Source organism: Zarconia sp. (assembly GCF_057467645.1).
Genome location: NZ_JBRJXU010000183.1, coordinates 66,520 through 84,552 on the forward strand (window position 1 = coordinate 66,520; position 18,033 = coordinate 84,552).

General features: G+C 50.4%; 16 protein-coding genes. 8 read left to right on the forward strand and 8 right to left on the reverse strand.

Translation table 11 applies throughout. From position 1 onward, the window contains the following. Nucleotides 1-88: 88 nt before the first annotated feature. Nucleotides 89-1,687, forward strand: a complete 1,599-nt coding sequence (locus tag AC2215_RS27655; protein ID WP_486813294.1) for an FHA domain-containing protein — start codon at nt 89-91, stop codon at nt 1,685-1,687. Nucleotides 1,688-1,802: 115 nt separating this feature from the next. Beyond that, nucleotides 1,803-2,378, forward strand: coding sequence for a hypothetical protein (locus tag AC2215_RS27660; RefSeq protein WP_486813262.1), 576 nt, complete (start codon nt 1,803-1,805; stop codon nt 2,376-2,378). Between the two features lie 182 nt (nt 2,379-2,560). On the opposite strand, the gene AC2215_RS27665 is transcribed toward AC2215_RS27660, so the two are convergent. The 4 genes from AC2215_RS27665 to AC2215_RS27680 are packed head-to-tail and all read right to left on the reverse strand — an operon-like array spanning nt 2,561 to nt 3,898. Continuing rightward, complete coding sequence (locus AC2215_RS27665; protein WP_486813263.1) at nt 2,561-2,848, reverse strand: (2Fe-2S) ferredoxin domain-containing protein; 288 nt, start codon at nt 2,846-2,848, stop codon at nt 2,561-2,563. A 39-nt stretch (nt 2,849-2,887) separates the two neighbouring features. Beyond that, nucleotides 2,888-3,490, reverse strand: coding sequence for a hypothetical protein (locus tag AC2215_RS27670; RefSeq protein ID WP_486813264.1), 603 nt, complete (start codon nt 3,488-3,490; stop codon nt 2,888-2,890). A gap of 44 nt (nt 3,491-3,534) precedes the next feature. After that, a complete protein-coding gene (locus AC2215_RS27675) occupies nt 3,535-3,633 on the reverse strand; it encodes a hypothetical protein (RefSeq protein WP_486813265.1) in 99 nt (32 codons plus the stop codon). 28 nt (nt 3,634-3,661) lie between these two features. Continuing rightward, entirely contained in the window at nt 3,662-3,898 is a 237-nt protein-coding gene (locus tag AC2215_RS27680; protein ID WP_486813266.1) for a PD-(D/E)XK nuclease family transposase, read from the reverse strand. Between the two features lie 238 nt (nt 3,899-4,136). Between AC2215_RS27680 and recQ the strand changes: the two genes are divergently transcribed. Further along, entirely contained in the window at nt 4,137-6,296 is a 2,160-nt protein-coding gene (gene recQ / locus AC2215_RS27685) for a DNA helicase RecQ (protein WP_486813267.1), read from the forward strand. 46 nt (nt 6,297-6,342) lie between these two features. Here the strand turns inward: recQ and AC2215_RS27690 are convergent, their stop codons facing one another. Continuing rightward, nucleotides 6,343-7,260: a histone deacetylase family protein gene (locus tag AC2215_RS27690; RefSeq protein ID WP_486813268.1), complete on the reverse strand. Its 918-nt coding sequence runs from the start codon at nt 7,258-7,260 to the stop codon at nt 6,343-6,345. A 526-nt stretch (nt 7,261-7,786) separates the two neighbouring features. Between AC2215_RS27690 and AC2215_RS27695 the strand changes: the two genes are divergently transcribed. The 5 genes from AC2215_RS27695 (at nt 7,787) to AC2215_RS27715 (ending at nt 13,903) form a co-directional block, all read left to right on the forward strand. After that, nucleotides 7,787-10,438, forward strand: coding sequence for a bifunctional serine/threonine-protein kinase/ABC transporter substrate-binding protein (locus tag AC2215_RS27695; RefSeq protein ID WP_486813269.1), 2,652 nt, complete (start codon nt 7,787-7,789; stop codon nt 10,436-10,438). A 185-nt stretch (nt 10,439-10,623) separates the two neighbouring features. Beyond that, on the forward strand, nt 10,624-11,121 hold the full coding sequence (locus AC2215_RS27700) for a methylmalonic aciduria and homocystinuria type D protein (RefSeq protein WP_486813270.1): 498 nt from the start codon (nt 10,624-10,626) through the stop codon (nt 11,119-11,121). A 38-nt stretch (nt 11,122-11,159) separates the two neighbouring features. Beyond that, nucleotides 11,160-11,870, forward strand: a complete 711-nt coding sequence (rnc, locus tag AC2215_RS27705) for a ribonuclease III (protein ID WP_486813271.1) — start codon at nt 11,160-11,162, stop codon at nt 11,868-11,870. Nucleotides 11,871-12,032: 162 nt separating this feature from the next. Then, the gene (locus AC2215_RS27710) at nt 12,033-13,067 is read left to right on the forward strand and encodes a Gfo/Idh/MocA family protein (RefSeq protein ID WP_486813272.1); all 1,035 of its coding nucleotides are present in this window, start codon (nt 12,033-12,035) and stop codon (nt 13,065-13,067) included. A gap of 86 nt (nt 13,068-13,153) precedes the next feature. Further along, on the forward strand, nt 13,154-13,903 hold the full coding sequence (locus AC2215_RS27715) for an SH3 domain-containing protein (RefSeq protein ID WP_486813273.1): 750 nt from the start codon (nt 13,154-13,156) through the stop codon (nt 13,901-13,903). Nucleotides 13,904-14,005: 102 nt separating this feature from the next. Here AC2215_RS27715 and AC2215_RS27720 read toward each other — a convergent pair whose 3' ends face one another. From AC2215_RS27720 to AC2215_RS27730, 3 genes are all read right to left on the reverse strand, one after another. Next, nucleotides 14,006-15,328 carry a sensor histidine kinase gene (locus AC2215_RS27720; protein ID WP_486813274.1) on the reverse strand — a complete coding sequence of 441 codons (1,323 nt, stop codon included), beginning with the start codon at nt 15,326-15,328 and terminating at the stop codon, nt 14,006-14,008. Between the two features lie 504 nt (nt 15,329-15,832). Next, nucleotides 15,833-16,711, reverse strand: coding sequence for a response regulator (locus AC2215_RS27725; RefSeq protein WP_486813275.1), 879 nt, complete (start codon nt 16,709-16,711; stop codon nt 15,833-15,835). A 601-nt stretch (nt 16,712-17,312) separates the two neighbouring features. Beyond that, the gene (locus AC2215_RS27730; RefSeq protein ID WP_486813276.1) at nt 17,313-17,810 is read right to left on the reverse strand and encodes an orange carotenoid protein N-terminal domain-containing protein; all 498 of its coding nucleotides are present in this window, start codon (nt 17,808-17,810) and stop codon (nt 17,313-17,315) included. Nucleotides 17,811-18,033 lie beyond the last annotated feature (223 nt).

An 18,033-nucleotide genomic window follows, 5' to 3' on the forward strand; every position in this document is an offset into this window, starting at 1 on the left:
CCCGATCGCCCATCCTATCTTCGTCGATCGCAGATTGCAGATAGACTGAAAGAAGAATCTCTGACGATTGGGTCTCATTATCGATCGAATGCCGCAAGCCGACCATCCCTGTCTGAATATTGCCATCGCCCCCTTGACTTCAGCCGCCGGAAATCATTTTGCCATCTGGGTTCTGCAAGCCCCCTACCTCGGCGGTCACGTTCACCACGACTGCCCCTGGACTGACGAACTCGCCCAAACCTGGCAGGCCTGGCAGCAACTCTTTTCCCTGCAACCGATTCCCTCTCCTCTTGCAAAATCCACCGGCCAAAATGCGATCGGGTTGCCGAATCCCTCTGGAGGTCCCGCCACCAGCTACAGCAGCCTGCTGATGCAAAAATTGGGCTTGGGGTTGTGGCAGTGGCTGTTTTCCGGTCCGATTCAGCGCAGCTTCGCCCAAAGTCAAGGCATTGCCATGGGTCAAAACAAGCCTCTGCGGGTGCGTTTGGAACTGCGCGATCCCGATCTGATGAGTTTGCCATGGGAGATTATCCAACCCCAACTAGGCAAACCGTCAATTTCCCTGAGTCCCCGCTTGCTGTTCGGTCGTACCACTAGCGATGTCGATGCCCTTTCCTATCGCTTGGCCGATCGCACCTTAAATATACTGTTGGTGTTAGGTCAGGAATCAGCCGGAACCGATCGTTCTCGCCTGGATCTCGAAAAAGAAGCCACCACCCTCTCAGAAATTTTCGCCCGTTGCGGTCAACTCAACGGTACGATTCCCTACCAAGTGACCACCCTGATTCAGCCCACTCCCAAGGAACTGATTCAACATCTCGAAACCGAGGACACTCATATTTTCCTTTATGGAGGTCACGGCGTTCCTGCCCCGGATGGCGGGCGGTTGTTTTTGCGACCGGATACGACCCTGAGCGGTACGGAACTCGCTCAGGTGTTGGTGCGCGCCCAGGTGACTCTGGCGGTTTTTAACTCCTGCTGGGGAGCGCAATGCGATCGCCACGACTTCCAAAGTATTCCCCGCAGCAGCCTTGCGGAAGTGCTGGTACACCACGGCGTTCCCGCAGTCTTGGCCATGCGAGATACGATCGCCGATCGCGAAGCCCTCAGTTTTATCGAAGCCTTTGCTAAAGCCCTCGCCCAGCAGCAAAGTATCGATCGGGCGGTTTCCCTAGCCCGGCAGCAGCTTTTGACCCTGTACAAATTCAATCAACCCGCTTGGACGCTGCCGGTGTTGTACCTCCATCCAGAGTTTGACGGCTGTCTGATTCCAACGCGCCATTTCGATTCCTCCCTCACGGAATTGCCCTCCAACTCCAACACCCGTATGGGACAGCCTCTTTCTTCGGCGTACCTGCGCCGGGTGGGAAGCGAGGAAAAAGCGTGGCCGGTGCGCGCCGGACTGATGCGAGTGGGACGTACGGAACAAAACGACCTCACCGTAGCCGAACGCTGGGTTTCCAAACGCCACGCCGAAATTTTTTACCGCAACCTCCAGCCGTCCGGAGAGAACGGCAAACCGGCATACTTCCTGCGAGATTTTTCCCGCTACGGAACCCTGGTTTTGAATGCGGGAACCGGAAATTGGCAAAAAGTTCACCGCCAGGAAATTCCCTTAACCTCGGGAATGCAGTTCAAGTTTGGCAGTTCTCAGGGACAAACTTGGGAATTTGCGATCGAAGAATAACCGACCCGATTGCGGAACTCATTTCCACGGCCGTGTAGTCATGGTTAACAATCGATTGTCAGCTTTTGTTAATTCGAGTATCTCACTCTGCTATTTGTTCACAGGTAATCTTACGATGTCTACTTTTTCCAATACTTCCAATACTTCCCAGATTCAGGCTGAGTTAGATTTGCTGGCAACTTTGTTTCCCGATGCCGAATCTGTCAATGCTGAAGCTGTGACTTATCCTTGGAACCCGACCGATAGAGAGTCGGAGGTGTATCTTGCTGCATTAGAACAGAATCTGGAGATGAGCACCCTCTCCACAGAAGAAATTGCAACCCGATCGAGCGCGCTTTTCGGACAACTCGAGCAATGTTGGTCTCGAACGGAACTCGCTTCCAAGTTTGCCGTCATACCTGATTCGATTTTAGAGGCGATCGCCGATCGCGCTGCCGCAATTCTCGAAAGTCCCCAGGTTGCCGCAGATCGATTGGTTGCCTGCGTAGCTGAACTGTTCCCCAACTGGACGGATGCGGATTTGCAAGTGCTGGCCCGTCCCTTTGCCTACGCCATGCGGGGAACTGATGGGGCCGAATCGGCTATTGCCGGGGTTAGTTCGTCTCAATGGTCGGAACTTTCAGAAATCGAACGGGTTCGCTTAAGTATGGCTGCAGCACATTACGTGTTGAACCAAACCGATCTCGATTGAGATTTTACAGCAACCGCTGCATTTTCCGTATTTTTTGTACCCAATGTCCATCCACACTAACGGATGCAGGTGTCAAGCACGATCGAATCTTCGAGTCAATCTTGCCGGGGAAAGCATTTCGAAATGAATTTCCCGAGTATCCCTTTCCCCAAGGTCTGTTGCGCTAGAATTTGTGGCTTGCTTTAGCGCGATGGGTGAAATTTCCGATACAGCATCGCTTTGACCGGTTGACCGCCCAGTAGGTGTTGCTCGACGACGGCGACAACTTCACCCGGTTGAACGCGATCGTACCAGGTTTCGACCGGCAATACTAATACCATCGGCCCGTTGCCGCATTGTCCCAAACACCCGCAACCTTCGATGGCGATATCGGCGACAGGATGCGCCTTGAAGGTTGCCAGAACGGCCGGGGAACCCTGACGGCGACAGGTGCGATTTTGGCAGACTAAAACGCGATCGATTTTTGGCATGGGTTTTTGACGGGGAAAGACAACGAAAGGTTAGTCATTTTAAAGCAAATCATCTTTAATTGAGAGCCAAAGACTTAAATCTTTATCGATTGGTTGGGGATGACTTTCTAACAAAAATTCAATAACTTTGAGCTTTCCTTTAATTCTCCGGAGTTGTAACATTTCTTCGATCTCCGAATGCTTCAGTTGACGTTTCTGTTTCTGCGATAAAAAGGATTTCCATTTCTGACTTCTTGCACGAGCTTCTAAATGGGAAATTTCCAGACTTGAGAAAAACCACTCAAAAATCATCTGTGGATTGAAAATTCGAGCGTCTTGAACTCCTAAGTGATGAATTAAGTAAGCACGCAGCCACATTGCATAATAAGTATGAGAACTATCTAAGGCTCGAACATTTGTATCAATTTCATTAAGAATCTCGTAAGCTGCAATCGCTATTTTTCCCCACTGCAAGCTTATCTCTTTTGATTCTAAAACTAATTCCCTTGCCCTGAATGCCGAAACATCATCAAATCCGAGCCAGTTAAAATTATCTGGTGGTTTTGCCTTTTTTTCGACAATAGATTGTAGCCACTCTTGTACCGTTTCAACATCTTGACGGAGTAAATTTTTCAGAAAATCCGTGGCATCGATCGAATTCATGTGCGATCGTGGTAAAGAATAAAGCTAGCTATTTTTCATTAACACTAGACACCTTCAGAAAATTCATCCTCCCCAGATGGAAGACTATCCAGCCAAACCACGCAATCTTCCAGATTTGAGAAATCCAACAATGCTTCACTCAAGGCATCTAATGCGGAAGGTGAGAGTTGATTAATCCGTTCTAATAGTGGAATGGGGGTAGATATCGAAAATTGCTTTTCGATCTAGGGTTGTATTCCCTAAATTCTCGTTGCGCTTGTAGGTAACATCTCGAATGCGATGGTGAGGGGGAAGAAGAGTATTCAAGAAGTCGATGAGTAAGGCTTTATTGGGTTCGGTTCCGAAAACTCGTTTGAAGCCAAAATCGGTGAGGAGATTGATGTAGCGTTCTTGGAGGGGATAAGCCATGAGACAAACTAGAGAAGTTGTGGAGAGATATATACGATCTTACCCACAGACAACAGACAACAGACAAGTGAATTGAAGTCTTGCGAGAGTATGAAGTTTGGGCTGTAAGAAACCTTCACATCTCCTTGATTAGAGAAATTCTTCTCGATCGAAAACGAGATCGACACGCCCTTCCCTTATCTTTCTCGTGCCTCGCTCTCTCCTACAATAGGGAGGGACTCCAGCACCATCGGGGCGAATGTCAGATACGATCGCATCACCAACTACCACATCACCCAACACCGCTTTACACCACCCCTTAGAACGATCGCTCAAACAGTATTTCGGATACGATCGCTTTCGGGCGGGACAGCAGGAAATTATCGAGCAAGCCCTCTCCAATCGGGATGCCCTGATTGTGATGCCCACCGGTGGGGGAAAATCTTTGTGTTTCCAGCTTCCAGCTTTGCTGCGAGAGGGGTTAACGGTGGTGGTATCGCCGCTGATTGCCCTGATGCAAGACCAGGTGGAAGCGCTGCAAAATAACGGGATTGGGGCGACGTTTCTCAATAGTACCGTCAGCGGGGCGGAAGTTCGATCGCGTTCTAACGCCATCCTATCCGGGGAAACCCAACTCCTCTACGTTGCGCCGGAACGGCTGCTAAGCGAAAATTTTCTCGAATTTCTCACACAGGTGCGATCTTCTGTGGGGATTGCGGCGTTTGCCATCGATGAAGCCCACTGCGTTTCGGAATGGGGGCACGATTTTCGCCCGGAATACCGGCAACTGCGTCAAGTGCGGCAGCGGTTTCCCCAGGTTCCGGTGATGGCGCTGACGGCAACGGCAACGGAACGGGTACGGGGGGATATCATCCAACAATTAGCCCTGGCACAACCCTACATCCACGTTGCCAGTTTCGATCGCCCCAACCTATATTACGAGGTGCGCAACAAGAACAGTCGCACTTACGTCGAAATCGTCAAACAGATTCAAAAAGGCGGTTCCGGTATTATCTACTGCATGAGTCGCCGCCAGGTAGAAGAATTGGCGTTCAAACTCCAGCGCGATCGCATCTCGGCATTACCCTACCATGCCGGAATGTCCGATAAAGACCGCAGCGATAACCAAACCCGGTTTATTCGCGATGACGTGCAGGTGATGGTAGCGACGATTGCCTTTGGTATGGGGATTAACAAGCCGGACGTGCGGTTCGTGATTCACTACGATTTACCCCGCAATTTAGAAGGATACTATCAAGAAGCCGGACGGGCGGGACGGGATGGGGAAGCGGCGCGGTGTACCCTGTTTTTGGGTTTCGGCGACGTGAAAAAAATTGAGTGGATTATCGAGCAAAAGGGAGATGAAGGGGAACGGCGCATCGCCTACCAACAATTGCGTCGCGTCATCGACTACGCCGAAGGAACCGACTGTCGCCGCACGATTCAGTTGAGTTATTTTGGGGAAAGTTTTCCGGGGAATTGCGACAATTGCGATAACTGCAAAGAGACGAAGAATATCGAAGATCGCACCATCGAGGCGATGAAGTTTCTCTCCTGCGTGGCGCGGTGCAAGGAACGGTTCGGTACCAATCATATTATCGACGTGTTGCGGGGTTCTAAGAAGAAGAAGATTCAGCAACACCAACACGATCGACTCTCCACTTACGGTATCGGACGCGATCGCAGCGCAGAGGATTGGAAGTTGCTGGCGCGATCGCTTTTGCATCAGGGGTTGATGGATGAAACCACTGACGGCTATTCGGTGTTGAAACTCAATGCCCTCAGTTGGGAGGTGATGCGGCGACAGCGGAAAGTAGAGATGGCGGTTCCGGTAACCATCTCGAAGGAGAGTCGGGGCGATCGCGATCGTGCTGCTGCGGAGGCGGAAATGCTGCTGTTCCGGTTGCGGGGTTTGCGCAAACAAATTGCCGACGAACAATCGGTTCCCCCTTACGTCGTTTTTGCCGATTCGACACTGCGCCTAATGGCACAGCAACGCCCTGAATCCTTAATGGAGTTCGCCCAACTCTCGGGGGTGGGAAATTACAAACTCAATCAGTACGGCGAGCGATTTGTTAAGGAAATTCGGGAATATTGTCAGGAGACGATTTCGGCAACGCTATTGCAAACCCTCGAAGCGTACCAGCAGGGATTGAGTCTGGCTGAAATTGCCCAGGCGCGGGGCTTCAAACCCAGTACGATCTCCACCCATTTAGCCGAGTTAATCGAACGCAAACAGTCGATCGATTTGGATCGGTTGGTAGAACCCCAGGCGCAGGAGGAAATCCGAGGGGCGATCGACGTGGTGGGAGGAACGGCACTGCGTCCGATTTACGACTATTTGGGGGAACGCTACAGTTTTGGGGAGATTCGATTGGTGAAGGCGGCTGTTAATGCAAAATTAAAAATGCAAAATTAAAAATTGATTTTTCTAAATGCTGTGGAATGTAGGGATCGACAAAACGCTACAGTCGATACCGACGCACCACCTCTGCTGCCACTCGATGTAACAACCCGTGACGGTACACCAACCCCTGCATATCGTCGGCATAGCCACCGCCAATCACGCACGCCACTGGATACCCGCCCCCCACGCAACTGCTCAACACCTGCATTTCCCGGCGAAAAAGACCCGTATCGCTCAGTGCCAGCTTCCCCAGGCGATCGCCCGCATGGGTGTCTACTCCCGCGTCGTACAGCACCAAATCCGGCTCAAACGAGGCGAGTAAATCCGGTAAATACTGTCCCAGAGTTTGCAAGTACTCGTCATCCTCCATCCCTTCGGCCAGCGATACATCAAGATCGCTAGGCTGTTTGCGGGCGGGAAAATTTACGCCACAGTGCATGGAAAACGTAAATACCGTGGGGTCGTCTCGAAAAATAGCAGCGGTTCCATCCCCTTGATGAACGTCCAAATCGACGATTAATACCTTTTGTGCCAATCCCTGCTGCTGCACCCAACGGGCCGCGATCGCCAAATCGTTGAAAATACAAAACCCCGATCCAAACTCGGGATAGGCGTGATGGGTTCCTCCGGCCGTATTGCAGGCAATGCCGCATTCCAATGCCAGTTTCGCCGTGAGAATCGTTCCCCCCACCGCGCGACAGGTTCGCCGCGCCAAATCGGGCGTCCAGGGCAAACCGATACGGCGTACCGCTTTAGCTTCGAGGGTTCCTTCACAATACGATCGCACGTAATTCGCCTCGTGTACCCATTCGATCCATTCTCGCGGGGGCAGTTCGGGGGAATAGACGCAATCGGGACGGACGATCCCTTCTGCGAGGAGGTGTTGGTGCAACAGGCTAAATTTCGCCATTGGGAATCGATGACCGGCAGGCAGGGGGGCAACGTAGTCGGGATGGTAAATGACGGGAAAGCTCATCGGGTTATTCGCACAGCAGAGGCTTGTAGGGGCATAAGCATTTGGGCGATCGATTATGAATACAACGAAATCTGACAGCTCCAAATGCTTTAAATGCTTTGCCCACCTTACCGTCGGAGATGGGGAGAAATATGGCAGTTACGATAAGAATTAACCTTTCACCAACATCCGACATCCCACAGACCTCACCCTGACTCGCAACGTTATCGTGCGCCTGATGTTTGTCGATCGTTGTCGTGCCATCTGGGGGGTAGCAAACGTCACATTTGAGAGTTGTCTGACACAATGTATAAGGATAGAGAAAAGATAAGTCGGTAGGCACACATCCATCCAACAGCATCGCGACAAAAATTAGCCATTGCGAGTTTGTCGGCAAGACAACGCAATCCCAAGGTTGGGTTAAACGACCGTATCGCTTTTCGGGCATAGCTGCGCCCTTCACCCACCAGATGTCTGGTTACATCCTAGATTGTATTTGTGCCCGGTGGCTTAGCTTTGAGAAAATGTTAGGGGGGTTCACACCGTAATGTGCTTACAGCCTGGGGATATTTTGCGCGATCGCTACAAAATCCTGAAAGAGTTGGGACGCGGCGGGTTTGGCGTAACCTACTTGGCGCGAGATTTAAAGTCTTTGTTTCATCCCCTGTGTGCGATTAAAGAAATTCCCTTCCCCAAATCTAGCAAGCCTCAAGTTTTAAAAAAGGCTAGAGATTATTTTGAACGGGAAGCGGATGCATTAAAAGATTTAGGTCACCACCCGCAAATTCCCCAGTTTTTCGATCGCTTTGACGAAAATCGTCATTTTTATCTGGTTCAGAAATATATAAAAGGACAATCTCTTGCAGAGGAATTGACCGGTGGCAAACAATGGTCTCAAGAACAAGTTGTGACATTTTTGCGCGACATCTTGAAGGTCTTGAAATTTGTTCACCGACATGGGGTCATTCATCGCGATCTCAAACCCTCGAACCTGATTCGCCGCAAAGATAATGGCCCAATCGTCCTCATTGATTTTGGTGCAGTCCGGGAAATTAGCAGCTTAGATACCACTAACTCGGGAACTGTCGTTACGACTCGGGCAGTTTACTCGCAAGATTACACGCCACCAGAACAACGCCATGACCCTGATACTAGCGAACCTTACAACGATATCTATGCCGTCGGAATTATTGCCGCCCAAGCGCTAACGGGGTTGAATCCGAACCAATTCCCCACAGACCGAGAAACTTTAGTGAGAATTTGGCATTTCTCAACGCCCAATCGCCCCATGGTGACGGTAGACCCGCGCTTGGAAGCGATTCTCAATAAAATGATACGCTATCTCTTCAACCAGCGCTACGAATCGGTGGAAGAGATTTTAGAAGATTTACAAGACCTGGATTTATCGGAGTCCGTCGCTGGGGTTTCTCAAAGAAACGATCGTAGAGCTTTGACAACCAGATCTCAAGGGATAAAATCTTCTTCGCGCGGGTGGAATCGATCGTTTCTGTTTCGTTGGGGTTGGCTTGCCGTGGTGACGATCGCCGCCACTATTGCCTTGGATAAGATTACCGGACCTAAAACCGATCGGTTTCAAATCGGAGATAGTTTGAGCGTTGGGGAAGAAATTCTTTTGACCAACTCCAGTCCTTTTCCGAAAAAAGCTGGAGTGAATGCGATTGCTAGATGTCGATCGAACGGCTCAACTTTGCCAATTTTATTAAGGTTAACCAACTTCGAGGCATGGCAAGATTGTTTTGGCAAAAAACTGAGTTACGAAAAGGCGCTGAAAAATTTTAAGCTCGCATGGAATGACATGCGAGATCCCGAAACGTTAATTTATCTCAACAATACCTTTTTAGAAACCATTAATGCCGATTATTACACGATTTCCGTTGCCGTCCCCATTCGCAGAGATAATGCGGGTAACATAATTAATTCCGATCTCGCTCGCGAAATTTTACGCGGCGTTGCTCAAGCTCAACTAGAAGTCAATTTAGCATTTTTCGAGCGCTATCGATCGTTAACGATCGACGGTGCAGAAGCCTTGCCCAAAAATGCGATCGCTCATAAAGGGATATTCAATAACGGGACATTACAAGGATTGCGCGTCATTATCACCGATGATGGCAATCAAGTCGAGCAGTCAAAATCTGTTGCTGCATCCCTAGGTGAAATTCCCGATTTATTAGGAAACATCGGTCACTATGCCAGCGATATTACCATTGAAACTCTCGATATTTACGAAGCAAACCAACTGATAACCATTTCTCCGGGCAGTACTTCCTCATCCTTAGCACCAGGAGGACTTTCGGAATGTTCTTCTAAAGAGTCGCACGACTTTTTTCTGAGAACGATTTATTCAACATCAACTCAAGCCGCTGCATTAGTTGATTTTTTAATTCAAAATTTAAATCAAACTCAAGCTGCGGTTTTCTATAACCAGGGAAGTTCCTATAGTTATTGTTTTTGGAAAGACTTTGAAATTCTGTTTAAACTCAAGGGAGGAACGATCGCATTTTCCCAGGGAAATCTCCACAAAACTGATGAATTTAATGCGGTCGTAGAAAACAAGAAAGTTCGCGCTCGAGGAGACATTGCGATCGTTCTCATGCCAGATGGGGAAGTGACCGATTCCGTAGATAATGCGATCGAAATGCTCGTTGCCAATGGCGATCGAAACTGGATTCTCGGTGGGTGGGCGCTATACAATCAGAGAATTTTGCAAAAAGCGGCCCAACTCCCATCCCGCCAAAAAAGTGCGATTACCGTTCCCTGGCACCCGCTTACCAGCCCCAATGCTGAGTTTACCGAAGCGGCGCGCCAACTCTGGGGCGAATCGGTTAGCGGCAACACTGCCCTTGCCTACGATGCCGCACGGGCGCTAATCCAGGCGATTCGGTTGCAAAAGCACCCCAGTCGCGTGGGAATGCAGCAAACCCTGCGCCCAGAAGATGAAGAAAACGAGTTTATCGCCCGAGGGGCAACCGGCGATATTCGGTTCAACCCCTACACGGGCAATCGGAAAGGTCTTGAAGCTCAATGGGTGCGCATCGTTGCCTGTAAGGCGGAAGAAGGGGGGCTTGTTTTTGTCCCGTTCGAGCATCAGACGGCAGCAGCTGCGGGGTTGCAATGCTTGACTGGAGGGACATCGGAAGCATCGGGAGCAAAGGAGGCAGGGGGAACAGGAGATAAGTGAATGGACAATGGACGAATGGCACTGACATAAGCACAAATCGTAAAATCCTTGCCGTTCCGTACTCACTCAGTAGCAACTCAGTCTTAATTCAGTGCCATTCGACAATGGACAATTGACAAAATGGGTCCGTAGCAACGCTCTTCCCCCACACCCCACACCCCATCCCCTCACTTCCTCATATTGAGATGACTGTTGATAAAATCGATAATTGTGTCGAACTTTGGCTGAGCGTACCCAGTCCCTTCGTCGCGCGCCACCAACGGGATATCCTCCCAAGTTGGCAGGTCGATGTCGCTTCAATATTGGTGGTTCTTCAACGATCGCCTTTACCCCTGACTCACCCCAGCTGGGAAGTCGAAGTCCAAAAAGACCGGTTGCGATCGCAATTCCTCACCCTTGCCACATCCCTCACCGCACATCTGCAAAATCGTGGGTTTGCCGCCGATGCCATCGATCCCAAATCGGGCACTCCGATAATCTCTCATCCGGGCAGAATACATCATGACGACGTTGCCGCCACCGTTGCCAGTTTGGGATTTGCCGTGCAGCCTGGCGATTGCACCGCCCTCGTTCATCCCAATTGGAGTACTGCCGTGTATCCGGGAATCCTGCTGAGTTCCGCATCTTGGGGCGATTTCGCGACGGTGGTGCGAGAGTGGGGGCAAAGCGGCAGTGTATTCTAGAAAAAGCGAAGCTTCGATCGATCGCGTCTGATTTCTCCATGTCCTCAATTCCTCCCCAACGCCAGCAGCAACTTAAAAAGCTCGCGCGCAAGTTTGGCTTACCCGAACGCACGACAATTAACTGGTCATTACTCAACTTAGCCCTCACCCATCCTTCAGCTTCGGCGATTGCCAACTACGAACAATTGGAATTTGTTGGGGATGCCGCGATTCGCTTGGCGGCCGCCGAGTTTTTGTGGCAAACCTACCCAAACTTTGAAGTGGGGGAATTTGCTGCGATTCGATCGGTGTTGGTGAGCGATCGCATTTTAGCCAAAATTGCCCGCAGCTATGGCTTAGAGCGCTATCTCCTCGTTGCCGGCAGTGCCGCAGGGGATAAAGTAGGAATGGCAAGCCGACTCGCCGATGCCCTCGAAGCGATCGCCGCGGCCCTCTACCTGAGTACCCACACCCTCGAACTGGTGCGTCCCTGGCTCGATTCCCACTTCCAAACCCTAACCGAAGAAATCCGCGCCTGTCCGGCCCGTCAAAATTACAAAGCGGCATTACAAGAATGGACGCAAGCCCAATACAAGTTACTCCCAGAGTATCGGGTGCGGGAAGTTAACCCCACTCACGGCAGTCCCGAACGGTTTAGCGCCCAAGTCTGGCTGAAAAATCGCTGCTTGGGTCAAGGAAAAGGGCGATCGATTAAAGCTGCCGAACAAGAAGCGGCCCGAATTGCATTTCAGGCAGCAACTCGAGGGTGACGTGGGGAGGGGAAACGGGGGCAGGAGGAGAAAGGGGAGAAACACGAGCAAGATGCTCTCACTGCGTACGATGAATTCTGACTTTGCGATCGTTGCCCCCGAGAGCTACCGAAACTGCCCAAATCCCTTGCCCGACAAATAGGAACTAACAATTACTAAAGTATGACTGGAATTGCTATTTTGGGCGCGGGACGCTGGGGCGTTCACCTCGTCCGTAACTTTCTCAATCACCCCGACGCGCGGGTTGTGGCGATCGTCGATCCGCGTCCGGAACGCCTGCAAGCCCTCCGCCAACAGTTCGAGTTCTCCACCGATGTGGTCTTGGCAACGAGTTGGACTCAGGTGCGCCAGATGAGCGGTCTCGAAGCGATTGCCGTGGCGACTCCCGCTTCTACCCACTACGACCCGATCGCCGATGCTCTCGAGCGAGGCTACCACGTCCTGTCGGAAAAACCCCTCACCCTCGATCCCGACACGTCTTTCGAGTTATGCCAGCTTGCCGAGCAGCAGCAACGGCAACTGTTTATCGACCATACCTACCTCTTTCACCCAGCGGTGCGGCGCGGTGGGGATGCACTTCGACAGCAAGAACTGGGGGCATTGCGGTACGGCTATGCTGCCCGTACTCATTTGGGACCGGTGCGTCCCGATGTCGATGCCCTCTGGGATTTAGCGATCCACGATATTGCGATTTTTAACACCTGGTTAGGAGAAATTCCCGATCGGGTCTCGGCAACGGGCAATGTGTGGCTGCAACCGGCTTCTGAGGAGATCGATCGCACCCTCTTTCCCCAAGGACTCTCTGATGTGGTGTGGGCAAAACTCATCTATCCCAGCGGCTTCGAGGCAACGATTCATCTGTGCTGGTTCAATCCCGACAAACAGCGACGGCTGGCAGTAGTGGGAGAGCGGGGAACCCTCATTTTTGACGAAATGTCGGCCGATGCTCCCTTGACGATCCAGCGGGGTCAGCTCGAATTACAGGGGGGCTATTGGATTCCCACCCACCAAAGCCGAGAGGTTCTCGAACTCGAAAAAGCCGAACCCCTCAAACAGATGTGCGATCGCTTCTTAACCTGTATCGGCGAATCTCAACCCTGCCCCATTTCCTCCGGTTGGGTAGGTGCAAAACTCGTCAAAATCCTCCACGCCCTCACCGACTCTCTGAACCAAGGCGGCAAAGAGGTTCGCGTTTGAGCTTTGCCAGCCTCGTGCGGTGAGGCAGGGGAAGCAGGGGGAGCAGGGGAGGAGTGAATGGAAAATGGACAATTGACAATGGGTCGGTGGCAATGGTCCTCCCCCACACCCCACACCCTACACCCCACACTCTAACCCCCAATCCCCCCATTCCCCACTCCTACAGACGGCGATCGTCCGGTAATATTGACTCATCTGTTGAGAATTCCGGAAACGTCATGCAATTTCGCCTACCGATCGCCGAACTATCTCTTGCCTTACTACTCGCTCCAACACTGGCTCCGACTTCAGTACAAGCTCAGCCGGAGCCTCGAGAAATTCTTGTGTGTTCGGGAATTTCGGCACTGAACCTGCGGGAGACCCCAGGCGGTAGAATTTTAGATTCTCTCGTGCCAGGAACGACAGTCCTACAAGTTGCACCTCCCGCTGGTAACTGGCAACCGGTTGCGACGGAGGATTATCGCGGCTACGTTTGGGGAGCGTATCTTTGCGCTGATGCTCCGGAACCGGAACCGGAACCCGAGATGAGTGGGGAGAAAAATAAGGATATCGTCGTCAGCTCTAGGGTAACTCCGGCTCGATGCGGGGTTAACGATCCGAACCTGCGAAATGTCAACTATCCGGGGGGATTGGAAATTTACGCCCGACCCGATTCCTCTAGCGAAGTGTTAGGTTTTGTCGGCGATGGGGGTGTCGTTCGCCTCAATGGCGTTTCATTTGACACCGGAACGGAGGTCGTCTGGCAACCGATTAACCATCCCGAACGGGGATATATTGAAGGCGGTCGGAATGGCACCGTGGAGAATATCGTTTATTGCACCCGCTTTTACGAATAAGAGACTTGCAAAGAAATAAAGTCCCTGCGTCATCAAAGATACACCAGTAGGGAGAATGCGACCGTTGACCCTGACGATGGGTACACTCTAAACCCGCACATCCTAATCGCAACCATCGCAATTTTGGCAAGGCTTGGGTATTAAGGGGAGTCGAAGGATAAATTCAGTTCCTCTTCCGACTTCGGAGGTGAAGTCTAACTGGCCGCCGTGTTGCTCGACCACGATCGAGTAGCTCGTGGCCAGTCCCAATCCCGTTCCCATACCGACGGGTTGAGTCGTAAAAAATGGCTCGAAAATGCGATCGCGCTCGTCTTCGGGAATGCCAATGCCATTGTCGGCAATTCGAATTTCTACCCAGTCTCGATCGATAACCTGGGTGCCAATGGTAATCACCGGTGCTGGAGATCGCCGCTTCCGAGATTCCTTGCCCATTCGGGTGTCGATCGCATCGATGGCATTGGCGAGCAAATTGAAAAAGACTTGATTGAGCTGGGCGGGATAGCATTCCAAGACCGGTAAATTGTCGTACTGGCGACGCACTTCAATCTCCGGACGTTTTTTGGAGGCGATTAGGCGGTTTTGCAGCAGCATTAACGTGCTTTCGAGTCCGATATGGGGGTCGGCGGTCTTCAGAGGCGCGCAGTCGAGAGCCGAAAAGTGCCGCAAATTCTTGACAATATCGCGAATGCGCCGAGCGCCGGTGTTAAGCGATTGCAGCAGCCGGGGAAAATCGGCTTTGAGGTACTCTAAATCGATCGATTCAATGGCGTCCTCGATTTCGGCAGCGGGTGCGGGATAGTGTTTTTGGTATAGCTCCAACAGATGAAATAAATCTGTGGTGTATTCGATGGCTGGGGCAATATTGCCGTAGATGAAGTTGGCGGGATTATTGATTTCATGAGCGACACCCGCAACGAGCACCCCCAAACCGGACATCTTCTCCCGTTCGATCAGTTTGACTTGGGTTTGTTTGAGATCCTTTAGGGTTTGCTCGAGCGATCGATTTTTCTCTTGGAGTTGAGTTTGTAGCGAGGAAATGGTGAGTTGGTGCTGGATGCGAGCGATGGCTTCTTCAACCTGAAAGGGTTTGGAGATGTAATCGACGCCTCCAACTTTGAAAGCTTTCGCTTTGTCGAATCCTCCCCCTAAAGCACTCATAAAGATGATGGGAATCTCAGAGAGGGTGGGATCGGCTTTGAGCTGCTCGCACACCTCGTATCCATTCAAATCGGGCATCATGATATCGAGGAGAATTAAGTCAGGTGGTGACTTACGAACGACTCTCAATGCAATATCACCGCTGATTGCCTGGCGGACGCGATATCCAGAATCTTGCAGTATCTTCGATAAGAGTTTCAGATTGCCGAGTTCGTCATCAACAACAAGAATTTCCCCTTGAGTGTTTATACGTTCAGGAGCGGACATAACATGAGTACAGAATTCCACAGAAGCACGATCGAGTTCCAACATAATAAGAGTCCACAAAATTCCAACCAGAGAAACTCTCCAATGGGTTTGGAGATCTACCAACCGTCAAATCTTGGGTTAGAAAATACTACAACGCTCAAAACTTGAATTTTGCCGCTCGACTTTAATTGCTTTCGTTTTCGATTGAGGTAAAATTCGCTCTCTCAAGAGCGAGCAGTTTGGAGATCGGAGTCAGCGTTACTGTTAAAGTCACATCCCTTTAAGAAAAGCTGCCGATTCGGCCACTGACTTTTAGGACGTCTATGTTGATGAAAACGACGATCGAGTCCTTGGATACGGCTGGATAGTTTATATCGCGGTTACCCGATCGATGTCATCCGCAAAATTACTTGTTTTGAGCGAAAATCTTCCGTCTTCAGAAATTTTCGGGAAGAAAATGGGAGCATTCTAATCAAGAGATTTGTCAAGGTCATTGGGAACGTCGCTCCGCTTTCACCCAACTTAGAACGATGACAAGCACCCGGCTACTGCTTCGAGCGGTTGGATTTCGCGTCGAGCGAAATTTTGGCGGACTCGAGCGTACAACCCCAAGATTCCCCGTAGTTCTTGCTCGAAGCAAATCGGTGCCACCAGTGCGGATTTCAAACCCGCATCTGTTGCCGTAGAATTACGCAAAAATGGGAGATTTCGAGCATCATCGAGATCGATAATCCATTCAATCTGCCTATCTTTCCAAACCGATGCGGGTACATCTGCCTCGAGCTCGAACTTGTGGGTGCAACTTTCCCGGACGAATTCCCTCAAACGATCGTGACTGATATAGGTTTGCTCGTTACAAACCAAACCCGTTCCCCCAACCGACCAAATTTCCCCAACATCCCACTCAAAGGTTTGACAGACCTGGGTCAGTGCCACCTGTAAGAATGAAGGACGATCGGGTTGTCGCGCGCGCGCGATGGCAATTGCCCGCAGCAAATCTGCATCCCGTCGTGCTTGTTGACCCTCGAACCGGCACTGACACAGCATTTGTTGGTGTTTTACCCGCGCGAGCACTTCTTCGACGTGAAAGGGTTTGGTAATGTAATCGACTCCTCCGGCGCGAAATGCTTCTCGTTTCTGCTGGGTTTGAGAAAAAGCACTCAAAAAAATGACGGGAATGTCGCGAGTCAGACGATCGGCTTTGAGGTGGCGGCACACTCCAAAACCATCGAGTTCGGGCATATTGATATCTAATAAAATTAAGTCTGGGGGAGCCAAAGAAATGGTTTTAAGAGCAAATTTACTATTGGTTACTTTTCTGACTTGATATCCTTTTTCTTCGAGAATGGCTGAGAGCAATCGTAGATTGTTGATATTATCGTCAACGATTAAAATATCCATTGAACATCGTTTTGTTTCGGTTGTATTTTCTCGAGAAAATTAGCCGCTCGCGATAAATAGACACTCAAAATTTTGAGTGTCAGAATTTTTATATTTTTTACCCATTTATTTTGATTTAAGTTGGCTCGAGAATTAAATTAAAACCCAAAACCGAGCACTATATTTGACTGATTTAGTTAGTTTATTATAAATAAATAATTTGTCTCCAATTTATTTAGAAAATGTTTATAAATTCCCAACTCGACTCGATCTGAAAAAATTGAGAGATGCGATCGTTCACAATGTAGCCACAATCTAGAATTATTTGATTCGATCGGGAGTAATATAGCAACCGCAAAGGCGGTTTGGGCAATTGTAATGAACCCGCGGTCTTTCCCCCAGGAGCCTCCTGGAGCCCCATTTCAGGCACTATCCTCACTGGACTGACAGTTGCGATCGAAATATGGATACGGAAAAAGCAGAAGACGAGTGCCTCCTGCTTTTTCAGATGTTGTAGCGAATTATACGAGTTTTTCCCTCAGCGCAAGGCGATCGGAATCGAATGAAAAACTAAAAGCTCTTGGGTTGCAAGATTTTAGCCGATCGCTCTTTGCGATGTGACTTAGGCAAGGGGGTCAATTCCCATGTTGACTGCGGCTTGACGTAGAACAGTAATTTGCTGGTTGAATTCTAATTGGGCAATCTGACTGAAAACTCGGGTTGCTTCACGAGAGAGTTTGTAGTTGGCGGGGACGGGAACCACTTCACCGGACTTCATCCACTCAGCGAGTTGGAACCAGAAGGCGAGCTTGTTATTGTTGCTCAGAACGCCGTAGGCACGGGTGTCAGGGGTGTTGACTTTATTGACGAGATCGCGCTGTAGCTGAAGTTGCTCTTCAGAGGACATGGCTTTGACGCGCTCGAGCAGACCGGCCGCAAACTGAAGTCTCGCAGCACCGGGAGCTGCGGGCGTGATCGCACCGCCCATGTTTTCGTACAGGACCCATAGCAAACCAAGTTGGTCATCTGTGCTGAGGCGCTCAAAGTTAGCGATGGCACTGGGAACGGGAGCCAGGGTATTGAAGATGGAGCTGGTGATTCTGTCAGTGGTAAAAGTCATCGTTAAAATTTTTTCAGGGATTTTAGGTGTTGCGCCCTTATGTAAATAAATGTAACAAACATATTTAGTTTTGTAAACAAAAAAAGACAAAATATTTCGCATAAAGTCTTGAACTCCTTGTCCAGGCTTTCCCCCAGCTCCTTTCCCCTCCTCAAGACCCTCAGATCTGCGTGCGAAACACTCCACATCGTAGATTTCCGATAAAATCGATCGAGTCCGCCCA

What these genes read in the sequence shown, in the direction of transcription:
- AC2215_RS27655 (WP_486813294.1), top strand. Translation starts at nt 89, where the DNA reads ATGCCGCAAGCCGACCATCCCTGTCTGAATATTGCCATCGCCCCCTTG.
- AC2215_RS27660 (WP_486813262.1), top strand. Translation starts at nt 1,803, where the DNA reads ATGTCTACTTTTTCCAATACTTCCAATACTTCCCAGATTCAGGCTGAG.
- AC2215_RS27665 (WP_486813263.1), bottom strand. Translation starts at nt 2,848, where the DNA reads ATGCCAAAAATCGATCGCGTTTTAGTCTGCCAAAATCGCACCTGTCGC.
- AC2215_RS27670 (WP_486813264.1), bottom strand. Translation starts at nt 3,490, where the DNA reads ATGAATTCGATCGATGCCACGGATTTTCTGAAAAATTTACTCCGTCAA.
- AC2215_RS27680 (WP_486813266.1), bottom strand. Translation starts at nt 3,898, where the DNA reads ATGGCTTATCCCCTCCAAGAACGCTACATCAATCTCCTCACCGATTTT.
- recQ (WP_486813267.1), top strand. Translation starts at nt 4,137, where the DNA reads ATGTCAGATACGATCGCATCACCAACTACCACATCACCCAACACCGCT.
- AC2215_RS27690 (WP_486813268.1), bottom strand. Translation starts at nt 7,260, where the DNA reads ATGAGCTTTCCCGTCATTTACCATCCCGACTACGTTGCCCCCCTGCCT.
- AC2215_RS27695 (WP_486813269.1), top strand. Translation starts at nt 7,787, where the DNA reads ATGTGCTTACAGCCTGGGGATATTTTGCGCGATCGCTACAAAATCCTG.
- AC2215_RS27700 (WP_486813270.1), top strand. Translation starts at nt 10,624, where the DNA reads ATGACTGTTGATAAAATCGATAATTGTGTCGAACTTTGGCTGAGCGTA.
- rnc (WP_486813271.1), top strand. Translation starts at nt 11,160, where the DNA reads ATGTCCTCAATTCCTCCCCAACGCCAGCAGCAACTTAAAAAGCTCGCG.
- AC2215_RS27710 (WP_486813272.1), top strand. Translation starts at nt 12,033, where the DNA reads ATGACTGGAATTGCTATTTTGGGCGCGGGACGCTGGGGCGTTCACCTC.
- AC2215_RS27720 (WP_486813274.1), bottom strand. Translation starts at nt 15,328, where the DNA reads ATGTCCGCTCCTGAACGTATAAACACTCAAGGGGAAATTCTTGTTGTT.
- AC2215_RS27725 (WP_486813275.1), bottom strand. Translation starts at nt 16,711, where the DNA reads ATGGATATTTTAATCGTTGACGATAATATCAACAATCTACGATTGCTC.
- AC2215_RS27730 (WP_486813276.1), bottom strand. Translation starts at nt 17,810, where the DNA reads ATGACTTTTACCACTGACAGAATCACCAGCTCCATCTTCAATACCCTG.